Source organism: Rahnella sp. EDr1-12, from assembly GCF_049206505.1.
Classification (GTDB): Bacteria; Pseudomonadota; Gammaproteobacteria; order Enterobacterales; family Enterobacteriaceae; genus Rahnella; species Rahnella rivi.
Genome location: NZ_JBLZNY010000002.1, coordinates 220255 through 244548 on the forward strand (window position 1 = coordinate 220255; position 24294 = coordinate 244548).

At 52.9% G+C, this 24294-nt stretch carries 18 protein-coding genes and 1 tRNA gene; 15 read left to right on the forward strand and 4 right to left on the reverse strand.

Going from position 1 to position 24294, the window contains the following annotated elements; genetic code table 11:
- Position 1: 1 nt before the first annotated feature.
- From ACO0U8_RS10545 to ACO0U8_RS10555, 3 genes are read left to right on the forward strand one after another with little or no spacing between them, the layout of a single operon-like run.
- Positions 2-955: an ABC transporter permease gene (locus ACO0U8_RS10545; protein ID WP_122094864.1), complete on the forward strand. Its 954-nt coding sequence runs from the start codon at positions 2-4 to the stop codon at positions 953-955.
- Positions 956-984: 29 nt separating this feature from the next.
- Positions 985-2625: an FGGY-family carbohydrate kinase gene (locus tag ACO0U8_RS10550; RefSeq protein ID WP_056769439.1), complete on the forward strand. Its 1641-nt coding sequence runs from the start codon at positions 985-987 to the stop codon at positions 2623-2625.
- Positions 2622-3230 carry an SIS domain-containing protein gene (locus tag ACO0U8_RS10555; protein WP_421670759.1) on the forward strand — a complete coding sequence of 203 codons (609 nt, stop codon included), beginning with the start codon at positions 2622-2624 and terminating at the stop codon, positions 3228-3230. Before ACO0U8_RS10550 ends, ACO0U8_RS10555 begins: the two co-directional genes overlap by 4 nt.
- A gap of 11 nt (positions 3231-3241) precedes the next feature.
- Here ACO0U8_RS10555 and ACO0U8_RS10560 read toward each other — a convergent pair whose 3' ends face one another.
- Positions 3242-4663: a PLP-dependent aminotransferase family protein gene (locus tag ACO0U8_RS10560; RefSeq protein ID WP_056769435.1), complete on the reverse strand. Its 1422-nt coding sequence runs from the start codon at positions 4661-4663 to the stop codon at positions 3242-3244.
- Positions 4664-5030: 367 nt separating this feature from the next.
- Here ACO0U8_RS10560 and spy point away from each other — a divergent pair, with 367 nt between their 5' ends.
- The 4 genes from spy to ACO0U8_RS10580 all read left to right on the forward strand — a co-directional run bounded on the left by spy (position 5031) and on the right by ACO0U8_RS10580 (position 8920).
- Positions 5031-5531: an ATP-independent periplasmic protein-refolding chaperone Spy gene (gene spy / locus ACO0U8_RS10565; protein WP_122094860.1), complete on the forward strand. Its 501-nt coding sequence runs from the start codon at positions 5031-5033 to the stop codon at positions 5529-5531.
- 290 nt (positions 5532-5821) lie between these two features.
- Positions 5822-7906: a carbon starvation CstA family protein gene (locus ACO0U8_RS10570; protein ID WP_056769432.1), complete on the forward strand. Its 2085-nt coding sequence runs from the start codon at positions 5822-5824 to the stop codon at positions 7904-7906.
- On the forward strand, positions 7899-8204 hold the full coding sequence (locus tag ACO0U8_RS10575) for a YbdD/YjiX family protein (RefSeq protein WP_056769431.1): 306 nt from the start codon (positions 7899-7901) through the stop codon (positions 8202-8204). Before ACO0U8_RS10570 ends, ACO0U8_RS10575 begins: the two co-directional genes overlap by 8 nt.
- 371 nt (positions 8205-8575) lie before the next feature.
- Positions 8576-8920, forward strand: coding sequence for a phage holin family protein (locus ACO0U8_RS10580; RefSeq protein WP_056769428.1), 345 nt, complete (start codon positions 8576-8578; stop codon positions 8918-8920).
- Between the two features lie 289 nt (positions 8921-9209).
- Here the strand turns inward: ACO0U8_RS10580 and ACO0U8_RS10585 are convergent, their stop codons facing one another.
- Positions 9210-11315 carry a glycosyl hydrolase family 18 protein gene (locus ACO0U8_RS10585; RefSeq protein ID WP_421670760.1) on the reverse strand — a complete coding sequence of 702 codons (2106 nt, stop codon included), beginning with the start codon at positions 11313-11315 and terminating at the stop codon, positions 9210-9212.
- A gap of 509 nt (positions 11316-11824) precedes the next feature.
- On the opposite strand from ACO0U8_RS10585, the gene ACO0U8_RS10590 reads away from it, so the two are divergent.
- The 4 genes from ACO0U8_RS10590 to ACO0U8_RS10605 all read left to right on the forward strand — a co-directional run bounded on the left by ACO0U8_RS10590 (position 11825) and on the right by ACO0U8_RS10605 (position 15979).
- Positions 11825-12265: a winged helix-turn-helix domain-containing protein gene (locus tag ACO0U8_RS10590; RefSeq protein WP_056769424.1), complete on the forward strand. Its 441-nt coding sequence runs from the start codon at positions 11825-11827 to the stop codon at positions 12263-12265.
- A 28-nt stretch (positions 12266-12293) separates the two neighbouring features.
- Positions 12294-12845 carry a glycoside hydrolase family 108 protein gene (locus tag ACO0U8_RS10595; RefSeq protein ID WP_056769422.1) on the forward strand — a complete coding sequence of 184 codons (552 nt, stop codon included), beginning with the start codon at positions 12294-12296 and terminating at the stop codon, positions 12843-12845.
- 198 nt (positions 12846-13043) lie between these two features.
- A complete protein-coding gene (locus tag ACO0U8_RS10600; protein ID WP_122094854.1) occupies positions 13044-13988 on the forward strand; it encodes a LysR family transcriptional regulator in 945 nt (314 codons plus the stop codon).
- A 191-nt stretch (positions 13989-14179) separates the two neighbouring features.
- Positions 14180-15979 (forward strand): glycoside hydrolase family 19 protein, encoded by a 1800-nt coding sequence (locus ACO0U8_RS10605; protein ID WP_421670761.1) that lies wholly within the window; start codon positions 14180-14182, stop codon positions 15977-15979.
- Between the two features lie 73 nt (positions 15980-16052).
- Here ACO0U8_RS10605 and nac read toward each other — a convergent pair whose 3' ends face one another.
- Positions 16053-16979 (reverse strand): nitrogen assimilation transcriptional regulator NAC, encoded by a 927-nt coding sequence (gene nac, locus ACO0U8_RS10610; RefSeq protein ID WP_217204029.1) that lies wholly within the window; start codon positions 16977-16979, stop codon positions 16053-16055.
- A 469-nt stretch (positions 16980-17448) separates the two neighbouring features.
- Here nac and ACO0U8_RS10615 point away from each other — a divergent pair.
- From ACO0U8_RS10615 to shiA, 3 genes are all read left to right on the forward strand, one after another.
- A tRNA-Asn gene (locus ACO0U8_RS10615) sits at positions 17449-17524 on the forward strand.
- 236 nt (positions 17525-17760) lie between these two features.
- Positions 17761-20451, forward strand: coding sequence for an AAA domain-containing protein (locus ACO0U8_RS10620; RefSeq protein WP_421670762.1), 2691 nt, complete (start codon positions 17761-17763; stop codon positions 20449-20451).
- Positions 20452-20669: 218 nt separating this feature from the next.
- Positions 20670-21989, forward strand: coding sequence for a shikimate transporter (shiA, locus tag ACO0U8_RS10625; protein ID WP_421670763.1), 1320 nt, complete (start codon positions 20670-20672; stop codon positions 21987-21989).
- Between the two features lie 65 nt (positions 21990-22054).
- On the opposite strand, the gene ACO0U8_RS10630 is transcribed toward shiA, so the two are convergent.
- A complete protein-coding gene (locus ACO0U8_RS10630; RefSeq protein ID WP_421670764.1) occupies positions 22055-22696 on the reverse strand; it encodes a glutathione S-transferase family protein in 642 nt (213 codons plus the stop codon).
- Between the two features lie 91 nt (positions 22697-22787).
- Here ACO0U8_RS10630 and ACO0U8_RS10635 point away from each other — a divergent pair, with 91 nt between their 5' ends.
- Entirely contained in the window at positions 22788-24272 is a 1485-nt protein-coding gene (locus ACO0U8_RS10635) for an AMP nucleosidase (RefSeq protein ID WP_256370263.1), read from the forward strand.
- Positions 24273-24294: the final 22 nt, after the last annotated feature.

Below are 24294 nucleotides of genomic sequence, written 5' to 3' on the forward strand. Positions count from 1 at the left end.
CATGACGACCTTAACCCGATTTTTCCCCGGCGACCGCATTATCCGTTTGCAGTTGCTGATCATCGTTGCCGTGGCCGTGTTGTTCTCCTTCACGCTGGGCGGCAGTTTTTACAGCGTCGGCAATTTCCAGTCGATCTCTTCGCAGTTGCCCATTCTGGGCATGCTGGCACTGGGGATGGGCATCACCATGCTTACCGGCGGCATCAACCTTTCGGTGATTGCCGGTGCGAATGCCTGCTCGCTGGCCATGGCGGCCATTATGGTGGCGCACCCGAATCAGCCGGAATATTTCGCGCTGGCGATGCTCGCCGGTCTGGGCGTGGCGGTGGCTATTGGTGTGCTTAACGGCGCGCTGATCGCCTATGTGGGTGTCTCGCCGATTCTGGCGACGCTCGGCACCATGACGCTGATTGCCGGGCTGAATATCCTGCTGACCAGCGGTGCGGTGATTTCCGGCTTCCCGGCGGCCATCCAATATCTGAGCAACGGCAGCCTGCTGGGCATTCCGGTCGCCCTGCTGCTGTTCCTGCTGGTGGCGCTGCTGTTATGGGTGTTGCTCGAACACACCACCCTTGGCCGCAGCCTGTATCTGATGGGCTCCAACGAACAGGCCACACGCTTTAGCGGCGTCAACACCCATAAAGTGACCATCGCGGTGTACGTGCTTTCCGCCCTGCTCGGCTGGGGCGCGGCACTGCTGATGATGTCCAAATTTAACTCGGCGAAAGCAGGCTACGGCGACTCCTATTTGCTGGTGACCATTCTGGCCTCCGTGCTCGGCGGGATAAACCCCGACGGCGGCTTTGGCCGGGTCATCGGGCTGGTGCTGGCGCTGATCGTCCTGCAAATGCTGGAAAGCGGCCTCAACCTGATGGGCGTCAGCAGTTACCTGACGATGGCCCTGTGGGGCGGCGTCCTGATCCTGTTTATCGCTCTGCAAAACAGAAAATCTTAAGCGAAAGCTTTTTACCGAAGGGAAAGAACATGGCGAGTTATTTTATTGGAGTTGACGTAGGAACCGGCAGCGCCCGCGCGGGCGTCTTCGACATGACCGGCCGCATGGTCGGCCAGGCCAGCCGTGAGATCACGTTGTACCGCCCGAAAGCCGATTTCGTCGAGCAATCTTCCGATGAGATCTGGCAGTCCGTCTGTAACGCCGTGAAAGACGCGGTGAATCAGGCCGACATCAACCCGATTCAGGTGAAAGGTATCGGTTTCGACGCCACCTGTTCGCTGGTGGTGCTGGATAAAGAAGGCAAACCGCTGACCGTCAGCCCGTCCGGGCGCAGCGAGCAGAACATCATTGTGTGGATGGATCACCGCGCCATTACGCAGGCCGAACGCATCAACGCCACCGGCCACCGCGTGCTGGAATTCGTCGGCGGGATTATTTCGCCGGAAATGCAGACGCCAAAACTGCTGTGGCTGAAACAGCATATGCCCACCACCTGGAACAACGTCGGGCACCTGTTCGATCTGCCGGATTTCCTGACCTGGCGCGCCACGCAGGACGCCACGCGCTCCCTGTGTTCCACCGTCTGTAAATGGACCTACATCGGCCACGAAGACCGCTGGGATCCTAGCTATTTCCGCCAGATCGGGCTGGAAGATTTGCTGGAAAATAATGCAGCGAAAATCGGCAGCGAAGTGAAAACCATGGGCGAACCGCTGGGGCATGGTCTGACCCAGCGCGCCGCCGCCGAAATGGGCCTGATGGCAGGCACGGCGGTCAGCGTCTCGATCATTGATGCGCACGCAGGCAGTCTCGGCATTCTCGGCGCCAGCGGCGCATCCGGTGAATCGGCAGATTTCGACAACCGCATCGCGCTGATCGGCGGCACCTCGACGGCACACATGGCGATGTCACGCAGTGCGCGCTATATCGGCGGCATCTGGGGCCCGTATTATTCGGCGATTTTGCCGGATTACTGGCTGAACGAAGGTGGTCAATCCACCACCGGCGCGCTGATCGATCACGTCATTCAGTCGCACCCGTGCTATCAGGATCTGCTGAAACAGGGCAAAGACAGCGGCAAAACCATTTACGAAGTGCTAAACGGCATCCTGCGTAAAATGGCAGGCGAGCCGGAAGACATTGCCTTCCTGACTAAAGACATTCATATGCTGCCCTACTTCCACGGCAACCGTTCACCGCGCGCCAACCCGACGCTGACCGGTACGCTGACCGGCCTGAAACTCTCGCGTACGCCGGAAGATATGGCGCTGCATTATCTGGCGACCATTCAGGCGCTGGCGCTCGGCACCCGTCACATTATCGAAACCATGAACCAGAGCGGTTACCGCATCGATACCATGATGGCAAGCGGCGGCGGCACCAAAAACCCGGTATTTGTGCAGGAGCATTCCAACGCCACCGGCTGCGCGATGTTATTGCCGGAAGAAAGCGAAGCGATGTTGCTCGGCAGCGCCATGATGGGCACCGTCGCGGCGGGCGCGTATGACTCGCTGCCGGAAGCCATGGCCGCCATGAGCCGCATCGGCAAAACCGTCACGCCGCAAACCAACAAAATCAAAGAGTATTACGACCGCAAATACCGCGTATTCCATGAGATGTACCACGACAGCATGAAGTACCGCCGCCTGATGCAGGGGGAAACCGAATGAATGCAGAGGAAGAATTTGCTCTGGCGTGTCAGGGCTGGCAGACCTACAGCCAGGAATTACTGGCATTGCAGCACCATCTCGATGCCGATATCTGGCAGCAGTTGCTGACGCTGGTGACCGGCTGTAAGGGCAAAATTGCGGTGACCGGCGTGGGCACGTCGGGGATTGCGGCGCGCAAAATCGCCCATATGCTGGCGTGCGTTGAACAACCGGCGGTGTACCTCAGCGCCACCGATGCCGCGCACGGCGACTTAGGTTTTCTGCGCAGTGATGACCTGATGATCCTGATTTCGCGTGGCGGAAATTCCGAAGAGCTGACGCGGCTGCTGCCGACGCTGAAAGCCAAAGGTGTGGCGATCGTAAGCGTGACCGAGAATCTGGATTCAGCCATTGCCCGTGCCGCCACGCTGGTGGTGAAAACCCATATCCGGCGGGAGATCGATCCGCTGAATATGCTGGCGACCACTTCTATCGTGCTGGTGCTGGCGGTGTTTGACGCGCTGTGCGGCAACATCATGCTGCGCAACGGCTTTGACCAGCAACGTTTACTGAAAGTGCATCCGGGCGGAAACGTCGGTAAGACGCTGCGGGAACAGGATGTCTGACAACGCGCTTTTCACTGCTTAATCTCCTCCGCCACCAGCGCCGCCAGAATCGAGATGGCGCGCGCGGTGTGCGGTGCCCATTCGAAAGACGTGTTGATACGGATGCAGTGGCTGAAACGCTGATCGGCGGAAAACATGCTGCCGGGCGCCACACTGACGCCTTTCGCCAGCGCCAGCTGATAGACCCGCGCCGCATCGACGTTTTCCCCCAGATCCAGCCATAAAAAATAGCCGCCCTTTGGCTGGCTGACAGAAACCTGTGCGGGGAATTCGGCGAGAATGGCGTGATACATCGCCATTTGCCGCTGCTCGAGTACGCGGCGAAGGCGGCGCAGGTGGGTGTCATAACCTCCCTGCTGTAAATAATCGGCCAGCGCCAGCTGCACCGGCACGCTGGCCGATAAAGTGCTCATCAGCTGTAACCGCTGGATGCGCTCAGCGTATGCCCCCGCCGCCACCCAGCCGACGCGAAAACCCGGTGCCAGACATTTAGAAAATGACGAACAGTGCAGGATCTCGCTGCGGTAGGACGAGGCCTTCAGCGGCACCGCGCGTTCACTGCCGAAATAGAGTTCGCTGTAAACGTCATCTTCAATAATGGCGACCTGGTGCGCCTGCAAAATTTCCACCAGCCGGGCCTTGTTTTCCGGCGGCAAGGTACAGCCGAGCGGATTCTGATAGCTGGACATCAGCCAGCAGGCTTTGATCGGGTAGGTTTCCAGCGCTTTTTCCAAAGCATCGGGATCCATGCCGTACCGCACGTCAGTCGGAATGGCGACCGCTTTGAGTTTGCGCCGCTCAATGGCCTGCAACACACCATAAAAAGCCGGAGACTCAATCGCCACCCAGTCTCCCGGCTCGGTCACCATCTGCAAACTCAGCCCGAGCGACTCCATCGCGCCAGACGTAATGACGATTTCATCCGGCGCGACTTCGATACCGTTTTGCGCATAACGCTGGGCAATGCTGCGGCGCAACTCTTCGTTACCCGGCGGCAGGTTGGCAGTGGCGCTGTGAGGGGACATCCGGCGCACAGCGCTGGCAAGCGATCGCGCCAGACGCGGCTGGGGAAATAACGTCGGATCCGGGAACGCCGAGCCAAGCGGCACCACGCCAGGATCTTGTCCGGCTTTGAGAATATCAAAAATGGCATCGTTGACGTCCACCTGCTCGGCGGCATGCAGACGCTCGTCCGGCTGATGCCGCACCGGACGCTGCAATCCGGCAGCCACGTAGTAACCGGACTGAGGCCGCGCGACGATCACTCCCTGACTTTCCAGCAGCTGATAAGCCTGCAGGACCGTCATCAGGCTCAGGCCAGATTGCTTGCAGGTGTCACGCAATGAAGGCAGGCGATCGCCGGGCAGCCAGACCTGGGTGTCAATTTGTTTGCGCAGCGTGCGCGCCAGTTGGGCATAGCGGGATTCAGTCATAATGCGGATCACTGTTACAGGTGGTGTTAACGAAATGAAAACTATTATGCCTGTTTTCGCCTGTTCATCGCCAAGTAAACCGTGAGTAAACTTCAAACATTCTTTACACGCGGGCTATAGCGGCAAATCATTCATCATGTTAATGTTTGAATCCTTCGCATGACTCGGATTTATCCGAACCGCCATTCACGTCTGTTCGCCTAACCTTACGCTTTCTAAACATTTTCTCCATGATTGCGCGAAATGTGTCTCTCCGACTTTCAGAATTTTACATCTACCTCGCATTACTATTCATTGGATTCAGTAGACTTGCTTTCGTCGAAACAAAACGGGCAACGTGCCTGAATCTTCAATAAGGAATTTTATTATGCGTAAACTTACCGCAATGATTGTGGCTTCAACCCTGGCTCTGAGCTCTGCTTCTTTCGCGTTTGCTGCTGAGACGACTGCACCTCCTGCACCTGATGCTGCTCACGGCAAAATGCTGCATCACAAAGGCCCGCAACACATGAACCCGTTTGCCGGCCTGAACCTGACTGAGCAGCAAAAAACTCAGATGAAAGACATCATGAAAGACAGCGGCGCACGCCCTGACCGTGCCGCCATGAAAGCTCAGATGGATCAGATGCACAGCCTGGTGGCGACCGACAGCTTCGACGAAGCTAAGGTGAAATCGCAGATTGATACCATCACCAAAGCACAGTCTGACCGTATGCTCGACCGTGCCCGTGCAGAGAACAAAATGTATAACCTGCTGACACCTGAGCAGAAAAAACAGTTCAACGAGAACTACCAGAAACGCTCTGCCAAAATGGAACAGATGCGTGACCACAAACCAGGCCAGGAAAAACCTGCTGCTGCAGAATAATCCCCGACCTGACAGAAATAGACCGGCCTTCGTGGCCGGTTTTTTTTTGGTTTTTTCCTGCCCCGCCACAACTTTATTGTCATCCGACCAGTACTCTCTGTTCAAAGCGTAAACCGCATCACACTTCCGCTTTTAACTTCAAACTTTTCTATTCAAAAACATTATTTTTGACCAGTAATTTAACATAGTCGCAACGTGCCGCTGGCGCGCCGACCCTTACCTCCCTACCTCACACTCTCACAAAAAAAGTGGCCAGCACGATAAAGGACCACTCACAAGGAGTTGTAATCATGAAAAGCGTCAAGTCCGGGATAACCTGGCTGGTGGTGGCGTTCATCGGAGCCTTTGCTTTTTGCATGCTGGCGTTAAGTCGTGGCGAACACGTCAACGCGCTCTGGCTGGTGGTTGCCGCCATTGCCTGTTACAGCATTGCCTACCGTTTTTACAGTCTGTTTATCGCCGAAAAAGTGTTTGAACTCGACGATAAACGTATGACCCCCGCCGAGCGCCACAACGACGGGCTGGATTATGTGCCAACCAATAAATGGGTGCTGTTCGGCCACCACTTTGCGGCGATTGCCGGAGCAGGCCCGCTGGTCGGCCCGATCCTCGCCGCGCAAATGGGCTTTTTGCCGGGCACCATCTGGATTTTAGTGGGCGTCATGCTGGCCGGTGCGGTGCAGGATTTCCTGATCCTGTTTATCTCTACCCGCCGCGATGGCCGTTCTCTGGGGGAAATGGCGAAGCAGGAGCTGGGTAATTTCGCAGGCGTCATCACCATGCTCGGGGCGCTCGGCGTGATGATCATTATTCTGTCGGCGCTGGCGCTGGTGGTGGTCAAAGCGCTGGCCGACAGTCCGTGGGGGCTGTTTACCATTGCCGCGACCATTCCGATTGCCCTGTTTATGGGCATCTATATGCGCTTTCTGCGTCCGGGGAAAATCGCTGAAGTGTCGGTGATTGGCTTTGTGCTGATGATGCTCGCGATTGTTTACGGCGGCAACGTGGCGGCGGATCCTTACTGGGGGCCGTTCTTTACCCTGCACGGCACCACGCTGACCTGGGTACTGGTGATTTATGGCTTTATTGCCTCGGTATTGCCGGTCTGGCTGCTGCTGGCACCGCGCGATTACCTCTCAACGTTTCTGAAAATCGGCGTGATTGCCGGGCTGGCGGTCGGTATCGTCTTCGCCATGCCGGAAATGAAAATGCCCGCCGTATCGCGTTTTATTGACGGCAGCGGCCCGGTATTCTCCGGCAGCCTGTTCCCGTTCCTGTTTATCACCATCGCCTGCGGGTCGATTTCAGGTTTCCACGCGCTGGTTTCCAGCGGCACCACGCCGAAACTGGTGGAGCGTGAAAGTCACATCCGCTTTATCGGCTACGGCGCGATGCTGATGGAATCGTTTGTGGCGATCATGGCGTTGATTTGTGCGTCGGTGATCGACCCTGGCGTCTATTTTGCGATGAACTCACCGGCGGCGCTGATTGGCACCACGGTGGAAAGTGCCTCGCAGGTGATTAACGGCTGGGGCTTTGTCATCACGCCGGACATTCTGACGCAAATAGCCAAAGACGTCGGCGAGCAGTCAATCCTGTCCCGCGCCGGTGGCGCACCGACCTTCGCCGTCGGCATGGCGCACATCATTACTGAGGTGTTTAACAGCCGCGCGATGATGGCCTTCTGGTATCACTTCGCGATCCTGTTCGAAGCCTTGTTCATCCTGACCGCCGTGGATGCCGGTACCCGCGCCTGCCGTTTTATGGTGCAGGATCTGGTAGGCGTTGCCGTCCCTTCTTTAGCCAATAACCGTTCGTGGATCGGCACGTTCGCCGGTACTACCGTCGCGGTCGCGGGCTGGGGTTTCTTCGTGTATCAGGGCGTGGTCGATCCGTTAGGGGGCATCAATACTCTGTGGCCGCTGTTCGGTATCGGCAATCAGATGCTGGCCTCAATGGCGCTGATCCTCGGCACCGTGGTGCTGTTCAAAATGAAAAAGCAGCGTTATGCCTGGGTGACTATTTTGCCGACCATCTGGCTGTTCATCACCTCAATGACCGCAGGCTGGCAGAAGATTTTCCACGAAAAACCGTCGATTGGATTCCTGGCGCAGGCGAAGAAATTCTCAGCCGGGATCGACAGTGGTGAAATCATCAAACCGGCCAAAACGCTGGCTGATATGCATACCATCGTGCTCAATAATCAGATCAACGCCGTGCTGTGCGGCTTCTTCATGCTGGTGGCGGTGACGATGCTGGTGTCGTCGTTCTTTGTTATCCGCCGCGCACTGAAATCCGCCACGCCGACGGTACATGAAACAGCCGTGGTGCTGCGCCGTGAAGGCCGCCCGGTTGGCGAGGTGCGCCATGTCTGAGTCACGCGCATTGTTTAAAACACCGCGACCGGCGTCGTTTCGCATCATCAGCTGTCAGCCGCTGTTTATCGTCGAGCCGAAGCCGCACAACGTTTCCGGCTGGCTGAAGCTGGCTATCCGGCGCACTGCGCAGAGTTTCCGGCTGATGGTCGGCGTGCAGGATTACCAAAATTATGTGCAGCATATGAAGGTGCGACACCCGGATAACGAGCCGATGTCCGAGCGGGAGTTTCACCGCCGCTGTCTTGAGGCAAGATTTCCCAGCGAAGGCGGGAAGATGGGGAAATGTCCGTGCTGAGGCGCAGAGTTTCTGTGCCGTGAACTAAAACCTTGCGCAGCCCGTCACGGATGATGGGCTGATATGCTTAGTGTGCGAACAAAATTATCACGCGCTTTATCTTTCTGAAATTCAAACGCTATTATTTTTTTAAATTGCCGGCCGGTGTGTGGGATAAAAAACTCACTCTGCGGCCTAAGCCTTTCTGGTTAAGAAAAAACCTCGCCCGGTTGCGGCCTGCTCCCCTTTCGTCTTCTCACTTTTCGCGATTGCGCGGCTAAAAACCGTCACGCAAAAATGTGTGGCTATGTGATTTTTGCCCCGCGTCTTCTGGTGATAATTTAACCATACACAAGTTAACCGGTTTTATTCTTACCTTAGAGGAAAGCATCATGATTGGCGCAGCACATGCCAGAGATATCGTCACCATAGAGCACAGTATTGTTTTTGCCGTTATGGGAATGTCAGCGTGGGGTGGCGTCGTTCGCTACATCATGCTGAGACAGAAGAAGGCCTTCATGGATGAACTCAAGGCCTGTCTTTTGCAGGTTATCGTCTCCTGTTTCAGCGGCATGATATTGAGTATTTTCGTTTTGTCGCACGATGCCAACGATGACAAGCTACTGGTCATCGCCGGGCTGGGCGGCGTGTTTGCCGGGCCGATTATCACCCTGCTCGGTAAGAAAATTTCGGCGTTCATTGACACCATGACCCCCGCGCCGAAACAACAAGGTTAATCCCTTCCCCCGACAGACCCACGTCTGCGGGGGATTTTTTTTGCCCTCTTCCCGCACTCTACGCCCTCTTCGTTCTGCTTTAACTGTCTCAACCTCTCACTCTCCCTCAGTACGCCAGGCCACACCCTGCGCTGTCTCTGATACAGCCTGCTGAACCTGCTTGTCTGACGCGGGTTCGGCAAGGTGCACAGCCCACCGTTGAAGCAAAAAAAGCGGGACACCCGTAAGTGTCCCGCTTTGCGCTTTCATTAGCATGAGGTCAGAACCTCATGACGTCTGCGTGGTGTAATCAGAGTAACTTCCACTGTGACCATTCACCGGTGAACTCTGCCAGACCTGGCTCGTTTGCCTGAGTCCAGTAGTTAGCCACGTAATCTTTTCCTTTATGGCTGACTTTATCGCCGGTGTTGTACACCTTGCCGGATTCCCACTCGTCGTATTTACCTGCCGGTGTCGGCGTTGGTGTCGGTTCCGGAGTTGGTTCTGGCGTAGGCTCAGGCGTCGGCTCTGGGGTAGGTTCCGGCGTCGGCTCCGGGGTCGGTTCAGGCGTCGGTTCAGGCGTTGGCGTCGGGTCGATCACTTCTTCACCAAAGACCACCAGTGTGTAGTTTTTGGCAACGGAAGTGGCCGCATGGGTGTCAGTGACCGTCAGTGAGAACTGGAACTCTGCACGGCTGACCACGGTTGGCGCGATAAAGGTAATGGTTGACGTGGTGGTGCTGTTTGGCGAAATGCCCGCCGGAACGCTCCACTTGTAGGTCAGCGCCTCGTTATCGGCATCGCTGGAGGCAGCACCGCTCAGACGCACTTTTGAACCGCTGATCACCTGCAACTGGATATCCGCAACCGGAGTGGTATTGGTGGCAGGTTTATCACCATCAGGCACTTCGCCGGCGACATTGATTCCCTCGAAGTAGAACGGTGCCATATCGACAACCTGATTAGTCACGGTGCAACCCAGACCTTCACGGGCGGCGTTAACCAGCACGCCGTTGTCCTGATCGATAGTCCAGGTAAACAGTGCGCCGAGCCCTTTTTTCGCTACATACTGACCTTTAGCCCTGACGCTGCGCGGAGTATCAAGGGAAACGAACAGTTTGGTGTCTTTGTTGTACAGGTAATCAGCGTCTGCGACCTGGTCGGTGTACACGCTGAAACCGTTACGGCCTTTCTGGTTTTCCAGATCGATATAGTTATTGATCAGGTCATACCATTCGCTGCAACCGCTTTCGAATGTGCCGGTGGTTTCAGCATTGGGTGTCGGTGAGTAGGTGCCTTTGAGCGGTGAGTAGCTTTCCAGAACCGCATTCTGGCCGTTACGTGAGTACCCCGCATAACCTACGTTAATGCGGTCAGCCGGGAAGCCTTTCGCCAGCAGGTAATCAACGATGGTATCCACGCCCCAGCCGCCTTCTACCAGCGCGTGCAGGTTGGTGTGGTGATCGAGTTTCTCTGCCCACGGCGTACCGTAGAAGTCGTAAGTCATCACGTTGATGCTGTACAGACCGTTTTTCAGCAGTGTGGCAACATCTGATTTTTCCAAAATCGCTACCACCGCAGAACTGGCGATACTGATTTTGACGTCACTGCGTTTAATGGCTTTCAGCTCTTTGGTGATTTCAGCCAGCAGCAATGCATAGTTCGCACCATCAGAATCGCTGTAGGCATTGTTGTTACCGGCGTTGCCCGGATATTCCCAGTCGATATCCACTTCAGAGAACATCGGGAAGCGGGTAAACAGTTTTGCCACGCCTTTTGCAAAGGTGCTGCGACCCGCAGACGTTTGCGACATGTTGTGGAAACCGCTGCTCATGGTCCAGCCGCCGATACTCATCGACAGTGCCAGGTCATGCCCCTGGGTTTTGGCTTTGGCTTGCAAATCACGCAGGCCGCCGACGATACCTTTTACTGTCGCCTGAGTGGCGGAGTTCACGTCCATTTCTTCCCAGCCGGACTCTTTCAGGCCAACGTTGTTGCTGGTCTGGAAGTCGCCCCATGGGTCGAGGAAGGTGGGTTCGTTAGTGGATTTGTTCAGATTGCTTGCTGCGCGGGCGATAACTTCCGCTTTTTCGCCGGTGCTGTCGCCGACAATGCCCAGGAAGCCAAGAATGATTTTGTCATACGCCGTCGGGCTGACGTTGGCTAAATCATAACCGCGACCGCGGTTAGCCGGGGTGTCATCTCCGTCGGTCTGACGGCTGTCATACTGCGACCAGTCAGTGTAGTAACCGAAGACTTTAGGTTTATTGGTGGTGTCATACTTGTTGTACACCGGTTTAGCCACGCGGGCAGAGGTATAGCTATATTTCACCGTGTCTTTCGACGCGTCAAAACCGTCCGCTTTATAAGATTTGTCAGTCAGAGAATCTGTTTTAATCAATTTACTGGTAGCCATAATAGTTTCCTGAATAGAAGTTAAGGGTCTAACAGCGTCTTGCTGTTGAAACTATAATTAGTGAGAGGACGTTTTCTCTCAAATCATCATTCAGCATAAATATTTTTGACAACGATGATGTTCAGGAAATGAGCATCAATTTTTTATCTGATAGTGCAGGAAACTGGACAAGTAATGAGCTGCCGGGGTTTTGCAATCAAAAACATCAACCTGCCGGTTTAAGCAATGAGTCACAATACGGGTTTTATGTGCCACCGATGATATAAATAAAATCCTATAATTCAACGTCAATCATTCAATTTTTATATTTTCTATTTCAAGTTAAACTCAAATGACTTTTTAATTTCACTCAAAAAACCCGTCAACTTTTATAACAGATCACAACTTATCTAAAATTAATCACAATATTCTGATTGAATGTGGTGAATTTCAAAAAAGAAGATACGATAAATCCTATCAAAAAATGAATGCCAGCAATTTTCTACCACCGGACTGGAGAGTGTTGAAAGATGAGCGTTTATCTTATTAATGGGCTGTACGTTTTCAACGAAGGAACGAAAGAGTTAAAGACGCTGAATAATGGAATGAATATTAAACTGACCACGATGCGAGCCCGATGCCTCAGTTTTATCATTGAACACGCAAAAGACGAAGTGATAGAGAAGTCAGCGATATCTTATGCTTTATGGGGTGCCAGAAGTACCTTTACCAGCGACGCCAGCCTTACCCAAACACTCTATTTAATTCGCCGCGATCTTAAAACCTTAGGGTTGGATGAATTGTTTATCACCGTACCTAAATCAGGCATTCGGGTGAATACTTCAATAACAATCGATATAATTCAGGAAAAAAAACCCAAAACAAAAATATCATATAACCCTATTTTACTGAGTCTGATTGTATTAGTGCTGTTAATCGGAGTAGGTGTATATCTTACCTTAGTTATCTGAGATCTCTTTACTCACAGAGGGTTCCACTATGCCAAGCAATCCTATTATTGATGCCGTGCTGGAAAATGAAGGTGCTTATATAAACCATCCCGACGATCCGGGCGGCGCGACACATTGGGGCATCACCGAAAAGACCGCACGTGATTATGGCTATACCGGCGATATGAAAGCATTTACCCGTGAACAGGCATATATCATTCTGGAGAAAAACTACTGGTATCAGCCAGGGTTTGACAAAATCCACGCCTTGTCGCCGGCTCTGGCGTTGGAGCTGTGTGATACAGGGACTAATATGGGGCCTTCCGTGGGTATTAAGTGGCTACAACGTTGGCTCAATGCATATAATCAGCAAGGCCAGGTTTATCCCGATATCACCGTTGACGGAAAAATTGGGCCTGCCACGCTGAATGCGCTGGCCGGGTTCCTGAGACTGCGCGGGCAGGAAGGAGACGCTGTTCTGGTCACATCGCTCAATTGCAGCCAGGGACAACGGTATCTTGATTTAGCCGAAAGTAAGGCCAGTAATGAATCCTTCATTTACGGCTGGATGAGAAACCGGGTGCGCCTGATAACGCTTTAAACATAAGTGTTTCTTATACAAATAAATGAGCTGCAATAACTTCACTTGTGATGCACAACATCGTTTAGCTATTAGGAATTAATTCAACCCACTCATTAATGCATACAAATATCATGATATTTTGAGATTTTTTTACTTTATTTGTAGCATCACAATGTGAATGATGCAGGCTCCATATCTTGATGACGGAGAAAAGTAATGATTTACGATAAAATAAATGAGTTTGATTATAATCTGATCAAGATCATGAATGAAGTGATAGTCTCTGGTAGCCTTTCGCGCGCAGCTGAAAAACTTGAACTCTCCGTTTCCGCGGTCAGTCTTTCCATTAATAAATTACAACGTTTCTTAGCCGTCGAACTTTTTATCAGAACTGCTCAGGGCATGAAACCAACACAAATAGCCCTGGACATTCATGAATCTTTTTCACATGCCATGTGTATAATTGATGACGTGGTTCATAAAGCTAAAAATCAGGAAAAAACCGTCTCTTCAGTTAAAGTCATGTGTTCTGACTTAATCGAAAGTTTTTACTTTCAACGTTTACATCAGCAAGATGATTTACAGGAAACCCTTCTCGCCTTCACTAACTCCACCATATTTAACCATGATGAATGTGTGAGAAATCTGCTGCAATCTGGCAATGACATCGTGCTAAGTAATTTTGCCCTTCACCACCACAGCATCACCTCTGTTGAAATTGATTCCGTGGATGATTTCGTGGTGGTGTGCAGTTCCGGCAGTTTACTGGCGTCACAACCCGCCTTTACGCTTTCACACTATTACACGTTACCCCATGCCGTGTATTGTCACAGCGAAGGCCAGACCATGAAACTGGTGTCGGTCAATAATCGTCATATACAGAATGAAAAAACCAATATGCGCAAAGTCATTTATAACTCATCGTCTATGAATGGCATCATTGCTGCCGTTGAGCGCAGTGATATGATCGCCATCTTTCCCAGAAAAGTGGCAGAGTATTTTATTGAAAAACGTCACAGCAAATTAGTGACATTTACATTGCCGGATGACATTCATCATGAAACTTTAAAAACATATGCAAACTTTGTCACCAGAACGACCAAAGTCCGAGGTGTTAATAATATCATTTCTTCACTCAAGGCCGTTGAAACCTGCTCCTGAAAATAAATGATTATCTCAACGGCACAACGCAAAATCACACGTAATTAATGATGGACAATGTTCTTATTTTAATAGTGAAGTAACCTGGTGAAGATTACCCTTTCAATGTTGGTCTGAGACTGACATTGAAAACACAAACTCCTCAGAGTTTTTATTCTTGTACTTATTGCAACGAATGAAGGGTATTCACTATGCATAGATTAAAGCCTCACTTTTATTTAAATCTTATTACCGCATCCTGTTTGCTGGCTGCAAGTTCTGCCGCGCTGGCGGAGGAAACCCCTGCCCCTTCAGAACCGTACGTTATTAAAGAAAGTGATCTGATCAAAAAAGAAAATTCATTAACGCAAAACCCGCTGATGCAGGAAGTGAAAGCTTCCATCCGCACGCTGGATAATGATTCCGTTGAAAAAATTGCGCCGGGCCGTGCGGCAAACCCGGATAACGTAAAACGCGTTGAGAAAATCCTCAGCAAAGAGCAATGGGATTATATTTTCCCGCTCCGCGCGCCGGAATACAGTTATGAAAACTTCATTAAAGCGATAGGTAAATTCCCGGCAGTTTGCGGTACTTACACTGACGGCCGTGATTCCGACGCGATTTGCCGTAAAGGCCTGGCAACAATGTTCGCGCACTTCGCCCAGGAAACCGGCGGACATGAAAACTGGCGCCCTGAGGCGGAATGGCGACAGGGGCTGGTGTGGCTGCGTGAAATGGGCTGGGCCGAAGGCCAGAAAGGCGGCTATAACGGCGAATGTAATCCGGATGTCTGGCAGGGGCAAACCTGGCCTTGCGGTAAAGACGCGCAGGGTGATTTCGTCAGCTATTTTGGTCGCGGGGCAAAACAACTTTCCTATAACTACAACTACGGTCCGTTCTCAGACGCGATGTTTGGCACGGTCAGAACGCTGCTCGATAAACCGGAACTGGTCGCGGACACCTGGCTGAACCTCGCCAGCGCCGTGTTCTTCTTCGTCACACCGCAGGCACCGAAACCCAGCATGCTGCACGTGATCGACGGAACCTGGCAGCCCAACGCCCATGATAAAGAAAATGGCCTGGTGCCGGGGTTCGGCGTGACCATCCAGATCATTAACGGCGGCGTGGAGTGCGGCGGTCCGACCGAAATTGCTCAGGGTGAAAACCGTATCTCCTACTACAAAAGTGAAGCGGAATACCTGAAAGTGCCGGTGCCTGCCAATGAAGTGCTCGGCTGTAAAAATATGAAACAGTTCGATGAAGGTGGCTCAGGCGCACTGCCACAGTACTGGGAACAGGACTGGGGATGGGATCCGAGTACCCCGACAGGTTCGACGTATTCCTGTCAGTTAGTCGGCTATCAGACGCCATTCTCTGCGTTTAAAGAAGGCGACTACAAACGCTGCGTTCAGCACTTCTTTAATGTGTCGATTGTTGATGACTCCGGCAAGGTCGAGCCGGTCACGCCAGTGCCGGATCCGACGCCAGCGCCCACACCAACCCCGGACCCAACCCCTGCCCCGGCGGACACTAACGTGGCACCAGTGGCAAAACTGAGCGGGCCGATTGGTGATGTGGAAAGTCAGGCGAACGTGACACTTAACGCAGCCGCGTCCAGCGATGCGAACGGTGACAAACTGTCTTACTCCTGGCTGCTGCCAAACGGTAACACGCTGGAGGGTACCGACCGTGACAGCATCAGTTTTGTTGCCCCGACGGTGACGGTGAAAAAACAGTACACCTTCACACTGACCGTTTCGGACGGCAAGAAAAGCGATGTGGCTTCTTATACGCTGACGGTGACGCCGCAGGTGCAACCATTGCCGGATACCGGCACGGGTAAAACCTGCGCGAACAACTGGGACGCACAAAAAATCTACTACGGAGGCGAAAGCGTTGTGTGGAAAGGCAAGGAGTATCTGGCTAACTATTGGACACAGAACAATGAACCCGGTAACCCGGAGTTCACTGGCGAATGGTCACAATGGAAGGAAATTAAAGCCTGTAAGTAAACCTTGTTTTAATGGTCACTCCTGACCGGGGAAAATCAAATGGGCGATCGACGATCGCCCATTTTTTCATGGTTCAGCTTGCCACCAGCATCGGTTCAGGAACCGGCGTGCTCTGCTCCGCAACCAGTCCCAGCAGGATTTTCTTCACCGCCATCGCCTCCGGCGACAGTGCCCGCGTTTCTGAGATACATAATGAAAGCGGCACCTGAATGGCCGGGCTGCTGATGCATGACATCCAGGCTTTCGCCGGGCCGATCATGGCACGGGCGGCGGACTCCGGCAGGATCGTCGCACCCAGCCCGCTGGCTACTGCAGCGGTCAGCGTAGCGGAAGATTCAATTTCACCAATGATGTTAGCGCTCAGGCGACGCAAAGACATGGCATCGTCCACCAGACGGCGCATGACGTTATAAGCACGCGGCATAAACAGATTCAGCCTGGCCACTTCGCTCAGCTCAACGTATTTTCCCGGATTCGGCACAGCATGCGTGCCCACCAGATACAGATCTTCCCTCATCAGCGGCTGACTGCACAGCCCGGCTTCCGGGCGGGCGCCGTACAGCACGGCCATATCCATGCGGCCATCCAGCACCCATTCACCCAGCGCCGTGCCAAAGTTTTCATTGAGATACAGCAGAATGCCGGGATGCTGCTCGCGCACTGCCTGCAACAGCGGCAGCGCCAGCTGTGAAGCCGCCGTGCCCGGCGCAAGGCCGACCGATACCTGCCCGCTGAGCGATTGCCCTGCGCTGCTTACGGCGCACTGCGCCTGCTCGCACTGACGCAAAATGGCCTGCGCATGGGAATAAAGAATGTGACCGGCTTCCGTGGGCGTGACGCCGCGCTTGGTGCGAATCAGCAATTGTTGCTGCAATTCACCTTCCAGCGTCGCCAGCTGTTGGCTCAGCGCCGGTTGAGCGATATGCAGAACCTCAGCGGCCTGCGTCAGGCTGCCGATATCGACGATTTTCACGAAGTACTTTAAACGCCTGAGATTCATCTCTGCCTCCATCTTGCGCGGTAAGGGGTACCCTGAACTGACGTAATGCACGAACAGCGTATTTATAAGCAGCTCTGATAAAAGCAAGATCTGCGCCAATCTCCGGCGGCCAGATGAAAAAACGGGCGCATCCCCGCCAGTCCCCCGGAACATAAGAAAAAACGGTCGGATGGCGCGCACAGAAAACGGCTGCGCAGAAAAAAATGCAGTGTGATCGCGCAATAATTTCATCGGGAGCGCACCAACATAATGCATTCTTATGGTTCAGCCTTATCAATTAGCAGGATGAATAACTGGCGGCTTTTAGGGGCATCAGACGCTCCGCGATTGCAGCCCTGACCGCTCAAACCGGCCTTTTTGACTCTATTCTCAACAACTTGACCAAAGTATCAGCAAACGCACACATTTATGCAGTTTCCCCTTTGACATGCACAGGGGCAGTCGCTATTATTCGCCCCGTTCCAACGATTCCTCTGTAGTTCAGTCGGTAGAACGGCGGACTGTTAATCCGTATGTCACTGGTTCGAGTCCAGTCAGAGGAGCCATATTAGAAACGCCCGCTTAAGGAAACTTAAGCGGGCGTTTTGCTTTGGTGTTTTGGATGTCGTTGCCTTCGTTATCACCCGCTATCACTCCCCATTCCGGTCAATGCTGCGCAGATCTACGCCTGCCAGGTCAGCCCTTTTCGAAAGCGGGACGCTTGCTCCACTAATACCTGACTTCACCCCTATCTCATTGGCGTGTATAGTATTTTCCTTGCTGAAACTCATGGAGCAGAGACATGGTTACTGTGGTAGTTGATGGGGAAGACAAAACGGCAAAAATAGCCGACTGGACACTTTTCTATTCGGATAAAAGCAGCTGTATTCTGCTCACCTGCCATTTCCCTTCAGGTAAAAAATATTACCGCCCGCTAAGTGAGTGTCGCGTTGAGCCGACTGTCGATGTGATTAATAAAATATTGATCACCCGCGGGCAGCCAAATGCCCAGCGTATCAAGAGTGCGCAAATCATTGGCAATAAATACGTATTGATTCACTACGCTGAGTCAGCGCGCCCGTGGATCTATAAATGCGCAGACGTTGAATTACTCGACGAATCGTCATTAAAACAGGGTAACGTTTTCGGATATTTGCGAAACGTCGCCGAACAGCGCTCGCATCAGGCCAGCGCCGGCAAAGAAAATATTCCGCAAAATACCCTCAGGCAATTAGATAAAATTATCGCCCATCCTGATACGGTTCTCGAGGCTTATTGCCGGGGTACAAATGCGCCACGTACAGCTCCCGACAGTTTTATTTATCCCTTTGGACTGAACGAAAGTCAGATGCAAGCGGTTGAAAAGGCTTTTAGTTCGCAAATATCAGTGATTGAAGGCCCACCCGGAACCGGAAAAACTCAAACAATTCTTAATATCCTGGCCAATATCCTGCTGCAAAATGGGCGCGTGGCGATTGTCTCGAATAACAACACCGCCGTCGAAAATGTGTATGAAAAGCTCGCTAAAGTGGGGCTGGATTATGTGGTCGCAAAGCTCGGCAGTACGGAGAAACGTGAGCAATTTTTCCTTGCACAACCTTGCAAACCCACCCCTCAGACCGATCCTGCCCCACAAATGGCTGCCCTCGCCGGGCAAACAGTGCATCTTAAAAAATATTTAAGGGCGCAAAATGAAGTGGCGCAACTGCGAGCTGAAATTGATGAATTAAACATCGAAGAAAAATACCTTACCCGCTGGATTGAGACTCAGGGCTTGGGTGCCCTGCCTGATGTAAGACGTCTCCGGTTAACAAAAGAAAAAATTACCGATCTGATGGCGTTTCTTCGCTCGCTCCCGCAAGGCAAACCGGGCTTTCGCAACCGTCTCTCGCTGCTCTTCAGATTTGGTATTATCAGGACGGACTTAATGAATTCCGCCCAGAACCGGCAAATCCTTTTTTTTGCGCTTCAGCACCATTATTACTCAACACGTTTGCAGCAGACGCGCAGAGAATTGGCTGAAAAAGAAATGATATTGCAAAACGATAATGTGGAAGACTTATTAAAAAGTGTGACGTCAGAGTCAATGGCATTATTGAAACATCATCTCGACCACTCCATTGGAAAAGATGCTGATTTCACGCTGAAAAACTATCACAGCAAGTTCAACGATTTTATTCAACGTTTTCCAATTATTGGCAGCAGTACGCATTCCATCATTAATTCATTAACACCGGGCACCTTACTTGACTATGTCATCATCGATGAAGCGTCACAGCAAGATATTATTCCCGGCATTCTTGCCCTCGCCTGCGCGCGAAATATCATTGTGGTGGGCGATCGCAAGCAGCTGCCTCACGTCCCGGAAGTGACCGATATTATCGCGCCGACACCGCATTATGACTGCAGCCGTCAGAGCCTGCTCGACTCACTGTTCAGCCTGTATGCTGATGCCTTGCCCGTGACATTGCTTAAAGAGCATTACCGCTGTCACCCTAAAATTATTCATTTCTGTAATAAGCAATTTTATGACAATCAACTGGTAGTCATGACGCAGGACAAAGGAGAAGCCGCGCTTTCTTTGATTGTTACCGCCAGAGGCAATCATGAACGGCATAACAGCAATCAACGTGAGCTGGAATCCTTCCTGTCAGCAGGGAGGGGTGATGCCGCTAAGCGAGGTTTTATCGCGCCTTATAATGCGCAAGTCTCGCTGTCTGAACGCCTTCTTCCCGCTGAGTTTGTGAATTCGACGGTCCATAAGTTTCAGGGGCGTGAATGTGAGCAGATCGTTTTTTCCACCGTTATAGACAAGAAAGCAGACGCCAGAGCTCTCGACTTTGTGGATGACCCGCACCTCATCAATGTGGCGGTATCACGGGCGCAAAAACAGTTCACCTTAGTCACCGGTGAGAATGTTTTCGCGGGCAACAATAAGCATATCGCTGCGCTTGTGCGTTACATGACCTACTACGCGGATGATCCGGACATCCACCACAGCCCGGTCGTCAGCGCCTTCGATTTACTCTACGAAGAGTACGATCACTCTTTAGAAAATTTGAAAGCCAGACTGAATCCGGAGGATTCCACTTTTCTGTCAGAGCAAATCGCCATGCGGGTCATCAGGGATGTGCTCAGGCAGGCGACTTACCGCGCGATGGTTGTCCACAAACAGATCCTGCTGAGGCAACTGGTTACCCATTTCGATGATCGTTTTGACCCGCGCCAGCAAGAATTTATGGCACAAGGCGCCAGCTGTGATTTCGTTTTTTATTTTCGCGTCGGTAAGCAGCCTTTTGCCGTCATTGAAGTGGATGGCCATTATCACGACACCCCTGAACAACGTGAAAGAGATGCCTTGAAAGCAGCGATTCTGGAGAAGAGTGGCATTACTTTACTGAGGCTCAGAACCGTTGACAGCCAGATAGAAGCAAAAATAGCCGCGTTTCTGCAGGCAAGCATGCAGGAAAACAGCGTACAACTGGCGGGTTAGGACGTGCTGTTTTCCGGGCCTGTTGCTCTGCCGGCCTGTCTTTCGTGAGTGCCCACCCCCTGGTTAATTTCCTCTGCTCAATGCAAAAGCGTTTTAACCTGGCGGTTGACGCTGTAGTCTCAGTAGCGGTTTTTGTTAAGCTTTTTGATAACTCAATAACCTTTTGCCTATTTTAATAACGAAAAAGTTTAGAAATCTGAGGAACAGACAGGACAATTATGGACGCCATGCTCACTGCCCCCCGCCCCGATGAGGAAATACCTTCATATCACCGTGCCCGCCGGGCTGCCTGGGGGAGCTTCGTCGGCGCAGTCGTCGACTGGTTTGATTTTTTACTCTACGGCATCACCGCCGCGCTGGTGTTTAACAGTGAATTTTTTCCGCAAATTGACCCGGCAATGGGCACGCTCGCCGCGTTTGCCACCTTCGGCGTAGGCTTCCTCTTCCGCCCGCTCGGCGGCATTGTCTTCGGCCATTTTGGCGATCGTCTGGGTCGCAAACGGATGCTGATGATGACCGTCTGGATCATGGGCATCGCCACCGCATGCATCGGTATCCTCCCCTCTTTCGCAACCATTGGCTGGTGGGCCCCGGCTCTGCTGGTCACCCTGCGCGCCATTCAGGGTTTTGCGGTCGGCGGCGAATGGGGTGGCGCTGCGCTGCTCGCCGTTGAAAGTGCACCTTCGGGCAAAAAGGCGTTCTACAGCAGCGGCATCCAGATGGGATACGGCGTCGGTCTGCTGCTGGCTACAGGTCTGGTGTCACTGATAAGCCATCTGACCACCGACGCCCAGTTCCTCAGCTGGGGTTGGCGTTTGCCGTTTCTGTTCAGCGTTGTGCTGGTGCTGGGCGCGCTGTGGATCCGCAACGGCATGGAAGAGTCGGTCGAGTTTGAACGTGCTCAGGAAGCGCAGCCCAAAGAGGCGAAAAAACGCCTGCCGGTCTTCGAAGCACTGAACCGCCACCCCGGCGCATTTTTGAAAATCATCCTCCTGCGCCTGTGCGAATTGCTGACGATGTACATTGTCACCGCGTTCGCACTGAACTATTCGACGCACAACCTGGGGATGTCGCGTGAGCTGTTTCTCAATATCGGATTGCTGGTCGGCGGGATAAGCTGTCTGACGATCCCGCTGTTCGCCTGGCTGGCAGATCGCTTCGGACGTCGTCGCATCTACATTACCGGCGCATTCGTCGGTGCCCTGAGTGCGTTCCCGTTCTTTATGGCGCTGGAAGCACGTTCCCTTGTCGGCGTGGTGATTTTCTCACTGCTGCTGGCTAATATCGCCCACGATATGGTGGTGTGCGTGCAGCAACCGATGTTCACGGAAATGTTCGGCGCAGGCTACCGCTACAGTGGTGCAGGTGTGGGTTATCAGGTCGCCAGCGTGGTGGGTGGCGGATTTACGCCGTTTATTGCCGCCGCATTACTGAATTTCTCCGGCGGTGAATGGCATTCCGTCGCCATTTATCTGATGGCGGGCTGTTTGCTCTCGGCCCTGACAGCGATAGTGATGAAAACGCCTCAGCCGGACTGAAAAGTAAGCCATTAAAAAAGCCCGCTTAATGAAAGTTAAGCGGGCTTTTTGCGTCCGGGGCAGCGTTAAACCACCCGCAACTCTTCGTAGGACACCATCACATGCTCCGCAAACGCCGGACGCTGTTTAAGTTTTTCATAATATTGTTCGATGGCCGGGTAAGGTGGCCGATCAATGGCGATATCAAAATAGCGATACAAACTGTGTCCAAACTGAATATCGGCCAGCGTGAATTCACTCCCGGCAAGGTAGCCATATCGGGCAATCTGCGCCTCAGCAATCGCCAGTTTCTTGTTCAGGTTCTGCAATGATGTTGTCAGTGCCTGATGATCCTGATCTTTCGCCGCCGTTCTCACTACCATCCAGAACACCGGCGCGGTGAAATTCATCGCCACCCCGATTTTTGCCCATTCGGTCCATTTATCGATGTGCGCACGCCGTTCAGCATCCTTCGGCCAGAATGTCTCATCACCGTATTTTCCGGCCAGATAGCGCAGAATGGCGCCGGTTTCCCACAGGGCCTCCCCTTCGCCATCGCGGATCACCGGAACGGTGCCATTCGGGTTCATCGCCAGAAATTCCGGCGTGTCATTGCCGCCGTATTTATGGCCGATGTCAGTTCTTTCATACTGCAGGCCCAATTCCCCGATACACCACATCAGCGCCTGCACATTAGACGATGTTTTTCTGCCCCATACCCGAATCATTCACTGTCCCCTGTTCGTTCATAAAAGCGTCATCCGGTTTTCATAGCCTAATAAAACATTGGCGGCGCTCTTCAGACAAGCCATATTTAGACTGAATGATGATGAACAAAGCACAAAGGAAAAGCGTATGGATAACACGTCCCTCACCGCGGTACAGGCGATTGAGAAGCTCGAAGAAATGTACAACAACTCGGTCGCCGCACTGCGGGATGCGATTAAAGATTTCATTGTTCAGGGCACGCTGCCGGACGTGGCTGACCGCGCGGCGGGATTATTTGTTTACCCTGAACTGCGTGTCAGCTGGGATGGCGTGACGCCTGCCAAAAATCCGACCCGCGCCTATGGCCGCTTCTCGCACCCCGGACGCTATTCCACCACCATCACCCATCCTGAACTTTTCCGTCATTATCTGACCGAGCAGCTGTCATTGCTGGAGGAAGAGTACAATGCGGTGATTGAAGTCGTGCCGTCGCAACAGGAAATTCCTTACTCTTACGTGATCGACGGTTCGGACCTGATGCTCGACCGCTCAATGAGCGCCGGGCTTGCGAAACATTTCCCCACCACGGAACTGTCGCAAATTGGCGATGAAACGGCAGACGGCCTGTATTATCCCGGCGATACCTTCCCGCTTTCTCATTTCAACGCGCTGCGGGCTGATTTTTCCCTCGCGCGCCTGCGCCATTACACCGGCACGTTGATTGAACATTTCCAGCCTTACGTGTTGTTCACCAACTACACGCGCTATGTCGATGAATTTGTCAGCTGGGCGTGCGCGCAGATTGCCGATCCGGACAGCCCGTATGAAGCGCTGGCCTGCGCGGGCAGCGTGTTTATCACTGCCGATACCCTTTATCCGGAACAGGCGGTGTCAGATCTGGCGTGGAAAAAACACCAGATGCCGGCCTATCACCTGATCGCCCGCGACGGCGCGGGGATCACGCTGGTGAACATCGGCGTCGGTCCGGCCAATGCCAAAACGATTTGTGATCACCTCGCGGTACTGCGCCCGCACGTCTGGCTGATGATTGGTCACTGCGGCGGATTGCGTGAAACGCAGTCCATTGGCGATTACGTGCTGGCGCACGCGTATCTGCGTGACGATCACGTGCTGGACGCGGTGTTACCGCCGGATATCCCTATCCCGAGCATTGCCGAAGTGCAGCGCGCGCTGTATGACGCGACCAAAAAGATGAGCGGAATGCCCGGCGAGGAAGTGAAACAGCGCCTGCGCACCGGCACGGTGGTCACGACGGACGATCGTAACTGGGAGCTGCGTTATGCCGCCTCGGCGCTGCGCTTTAACCTCAGCCGTGCCGTGGCCGTCGATATGGAAAGTGCGACCATTGCCGCGCAGGGTTACCGCTTCCGCGTCCCGTACGGCACGTTACTGTGCGTCTCCGATAAACCGCTGCACGGTGAAATCAAACTGCCCGGTCAGGCAAACAAGTTTTATGAAGGGGCGATTTCAGAGCATTTGCAAATCGGCATCTGCGCCATCGATCTGCTGCGTGCCGAAGGGGATCATCTGCATTCGCGAAAATTACGCACCTTTAACGAGCCTCCTTTCCGATAATTGTTTTTTAACACTTTAATTC

Excerpts from the sequence above, each read along its gene's own strand:
- ACO0U8_RS10545 (WP_122094864.1), top strand. The coding sequence starts at position 2 with ATGACGACCTTAACCCGATTTTTCCCCGGCGACCGCATTATCCGTTTG.
- ACO0U8_RS10575 (WP_056769431.1), top strand. The coding sequence starts at position 7,899 with ATGTCTGAGTCACGCGCATTGTTTAAAACACCGCGACCGGCGTCGTTT.
- ACO0U8_RS10620 (WP_421670762.1), top strand. The coding sequence starts at position 17,761 with ATGGTTACTGTGGTAGTTGATGGGGAAGACAAAACGGCAAAAATAGCC.
- ACO0U8_RS10555 (WP_421670759.1), top strand. The coding sequence starts at position 2,622 with ATGAATGCAGAGGAAGAATTTGCTCTGGCGTGTCAGGGCTGGCAGACC.
- spy (WP_122094860.1), top strand. The coding sequence starts at position 5,031 with ATGCGTAAACTTACCGCAATGATTGTGGCTTCAACCCTGGCTCTGAGC.
- shiA (WP_421670763.1), top strand. The coding sequence starts at position 20,670 with ATGGACGCCATGCTCACTGCCCCCCGCCCCGATGAGGAAATACCTTCA.
- nac (WP_217204029.1), bottom strand. The coding sequence starts at position 16,979 with ATGAATCTCAGGCGTTTAAAGTACTTCGTGAAAATCGTCGATATCGGC.
- ACO0U8_RS10570 (WP_056769432.1), top strand. The coding sequence starts at position 5,822 with ATGAAAAGCGTCAAGTCCGGGATAACCTGGCTGGTGGTGGCGTTCATC.
- ACO0U8_RS10550 (WP_056769439.1), top strand. The coding sequence starts at position 985 with ATGGCGAGTTATTTTATTGGAGTTGACGTAGGAACCGGCAGCGCCCGC.
- ACO0U8_RS10600 (WP_122094854.1), top strand. The coding sequence starts at position 13,044 with ATGATTTACGATAAAATAAATGAGTTTGATTATAATCTGATCAAGATC.
- ACO0U8_RS10590 (WP_056769424.1), top strand. The coding sequence starts at position 11,825 with ATGAGCGTTTATCTTATTAATGGGCTGTACGTTTTCAACGAAGGAACG.
- ACO0U8_RS10580 (WP_056769428.1), top strand. The coding sequence starts at position 8,576 with ATGATTGGCGCAGCACATGCCAGAGATATCGTCACCATAGAGCACAGT.
- ACO0U8_RS10560 (WP_056769435.1), bottom strand. The coding sequence starts at position 4,663 with ATGACTGAATCCCGCTATGCCCAACTGGCGCGCACGCTGCGCAAACAA.
- ACO0U8_RS10585 (WP_421670760.1), bottom strand. The coding sequence starts at position 11,315 with ATGGCTACCAGTAAATTGATTAAAACAGATTCTCTGACTGACAAATCT.
- ACO0U8_RS10595 (WP_056769422.1), top strand. The coding sequence starts at position 12,294 with ATGCCAAGCAATCCTATTATTGATGCCGTGCTGGAAAATGAAGGTGCT.
- ACO0U8_RS10630 (WP_421670764.1), bottom strand. The coding sequence starts at position 22,696 with ATGATTCGGGTATGGGGCAGAAAAACATCGTCTAATGTGCAGGCGCTG.
- ACO0U8_RS10605 (WP_421670761.1), top strand. The coding sequence starts at position 14,180 with ATGCATAGATTAAAGCCTCACTTTTATTTAAATCTTATTACCGCATCC.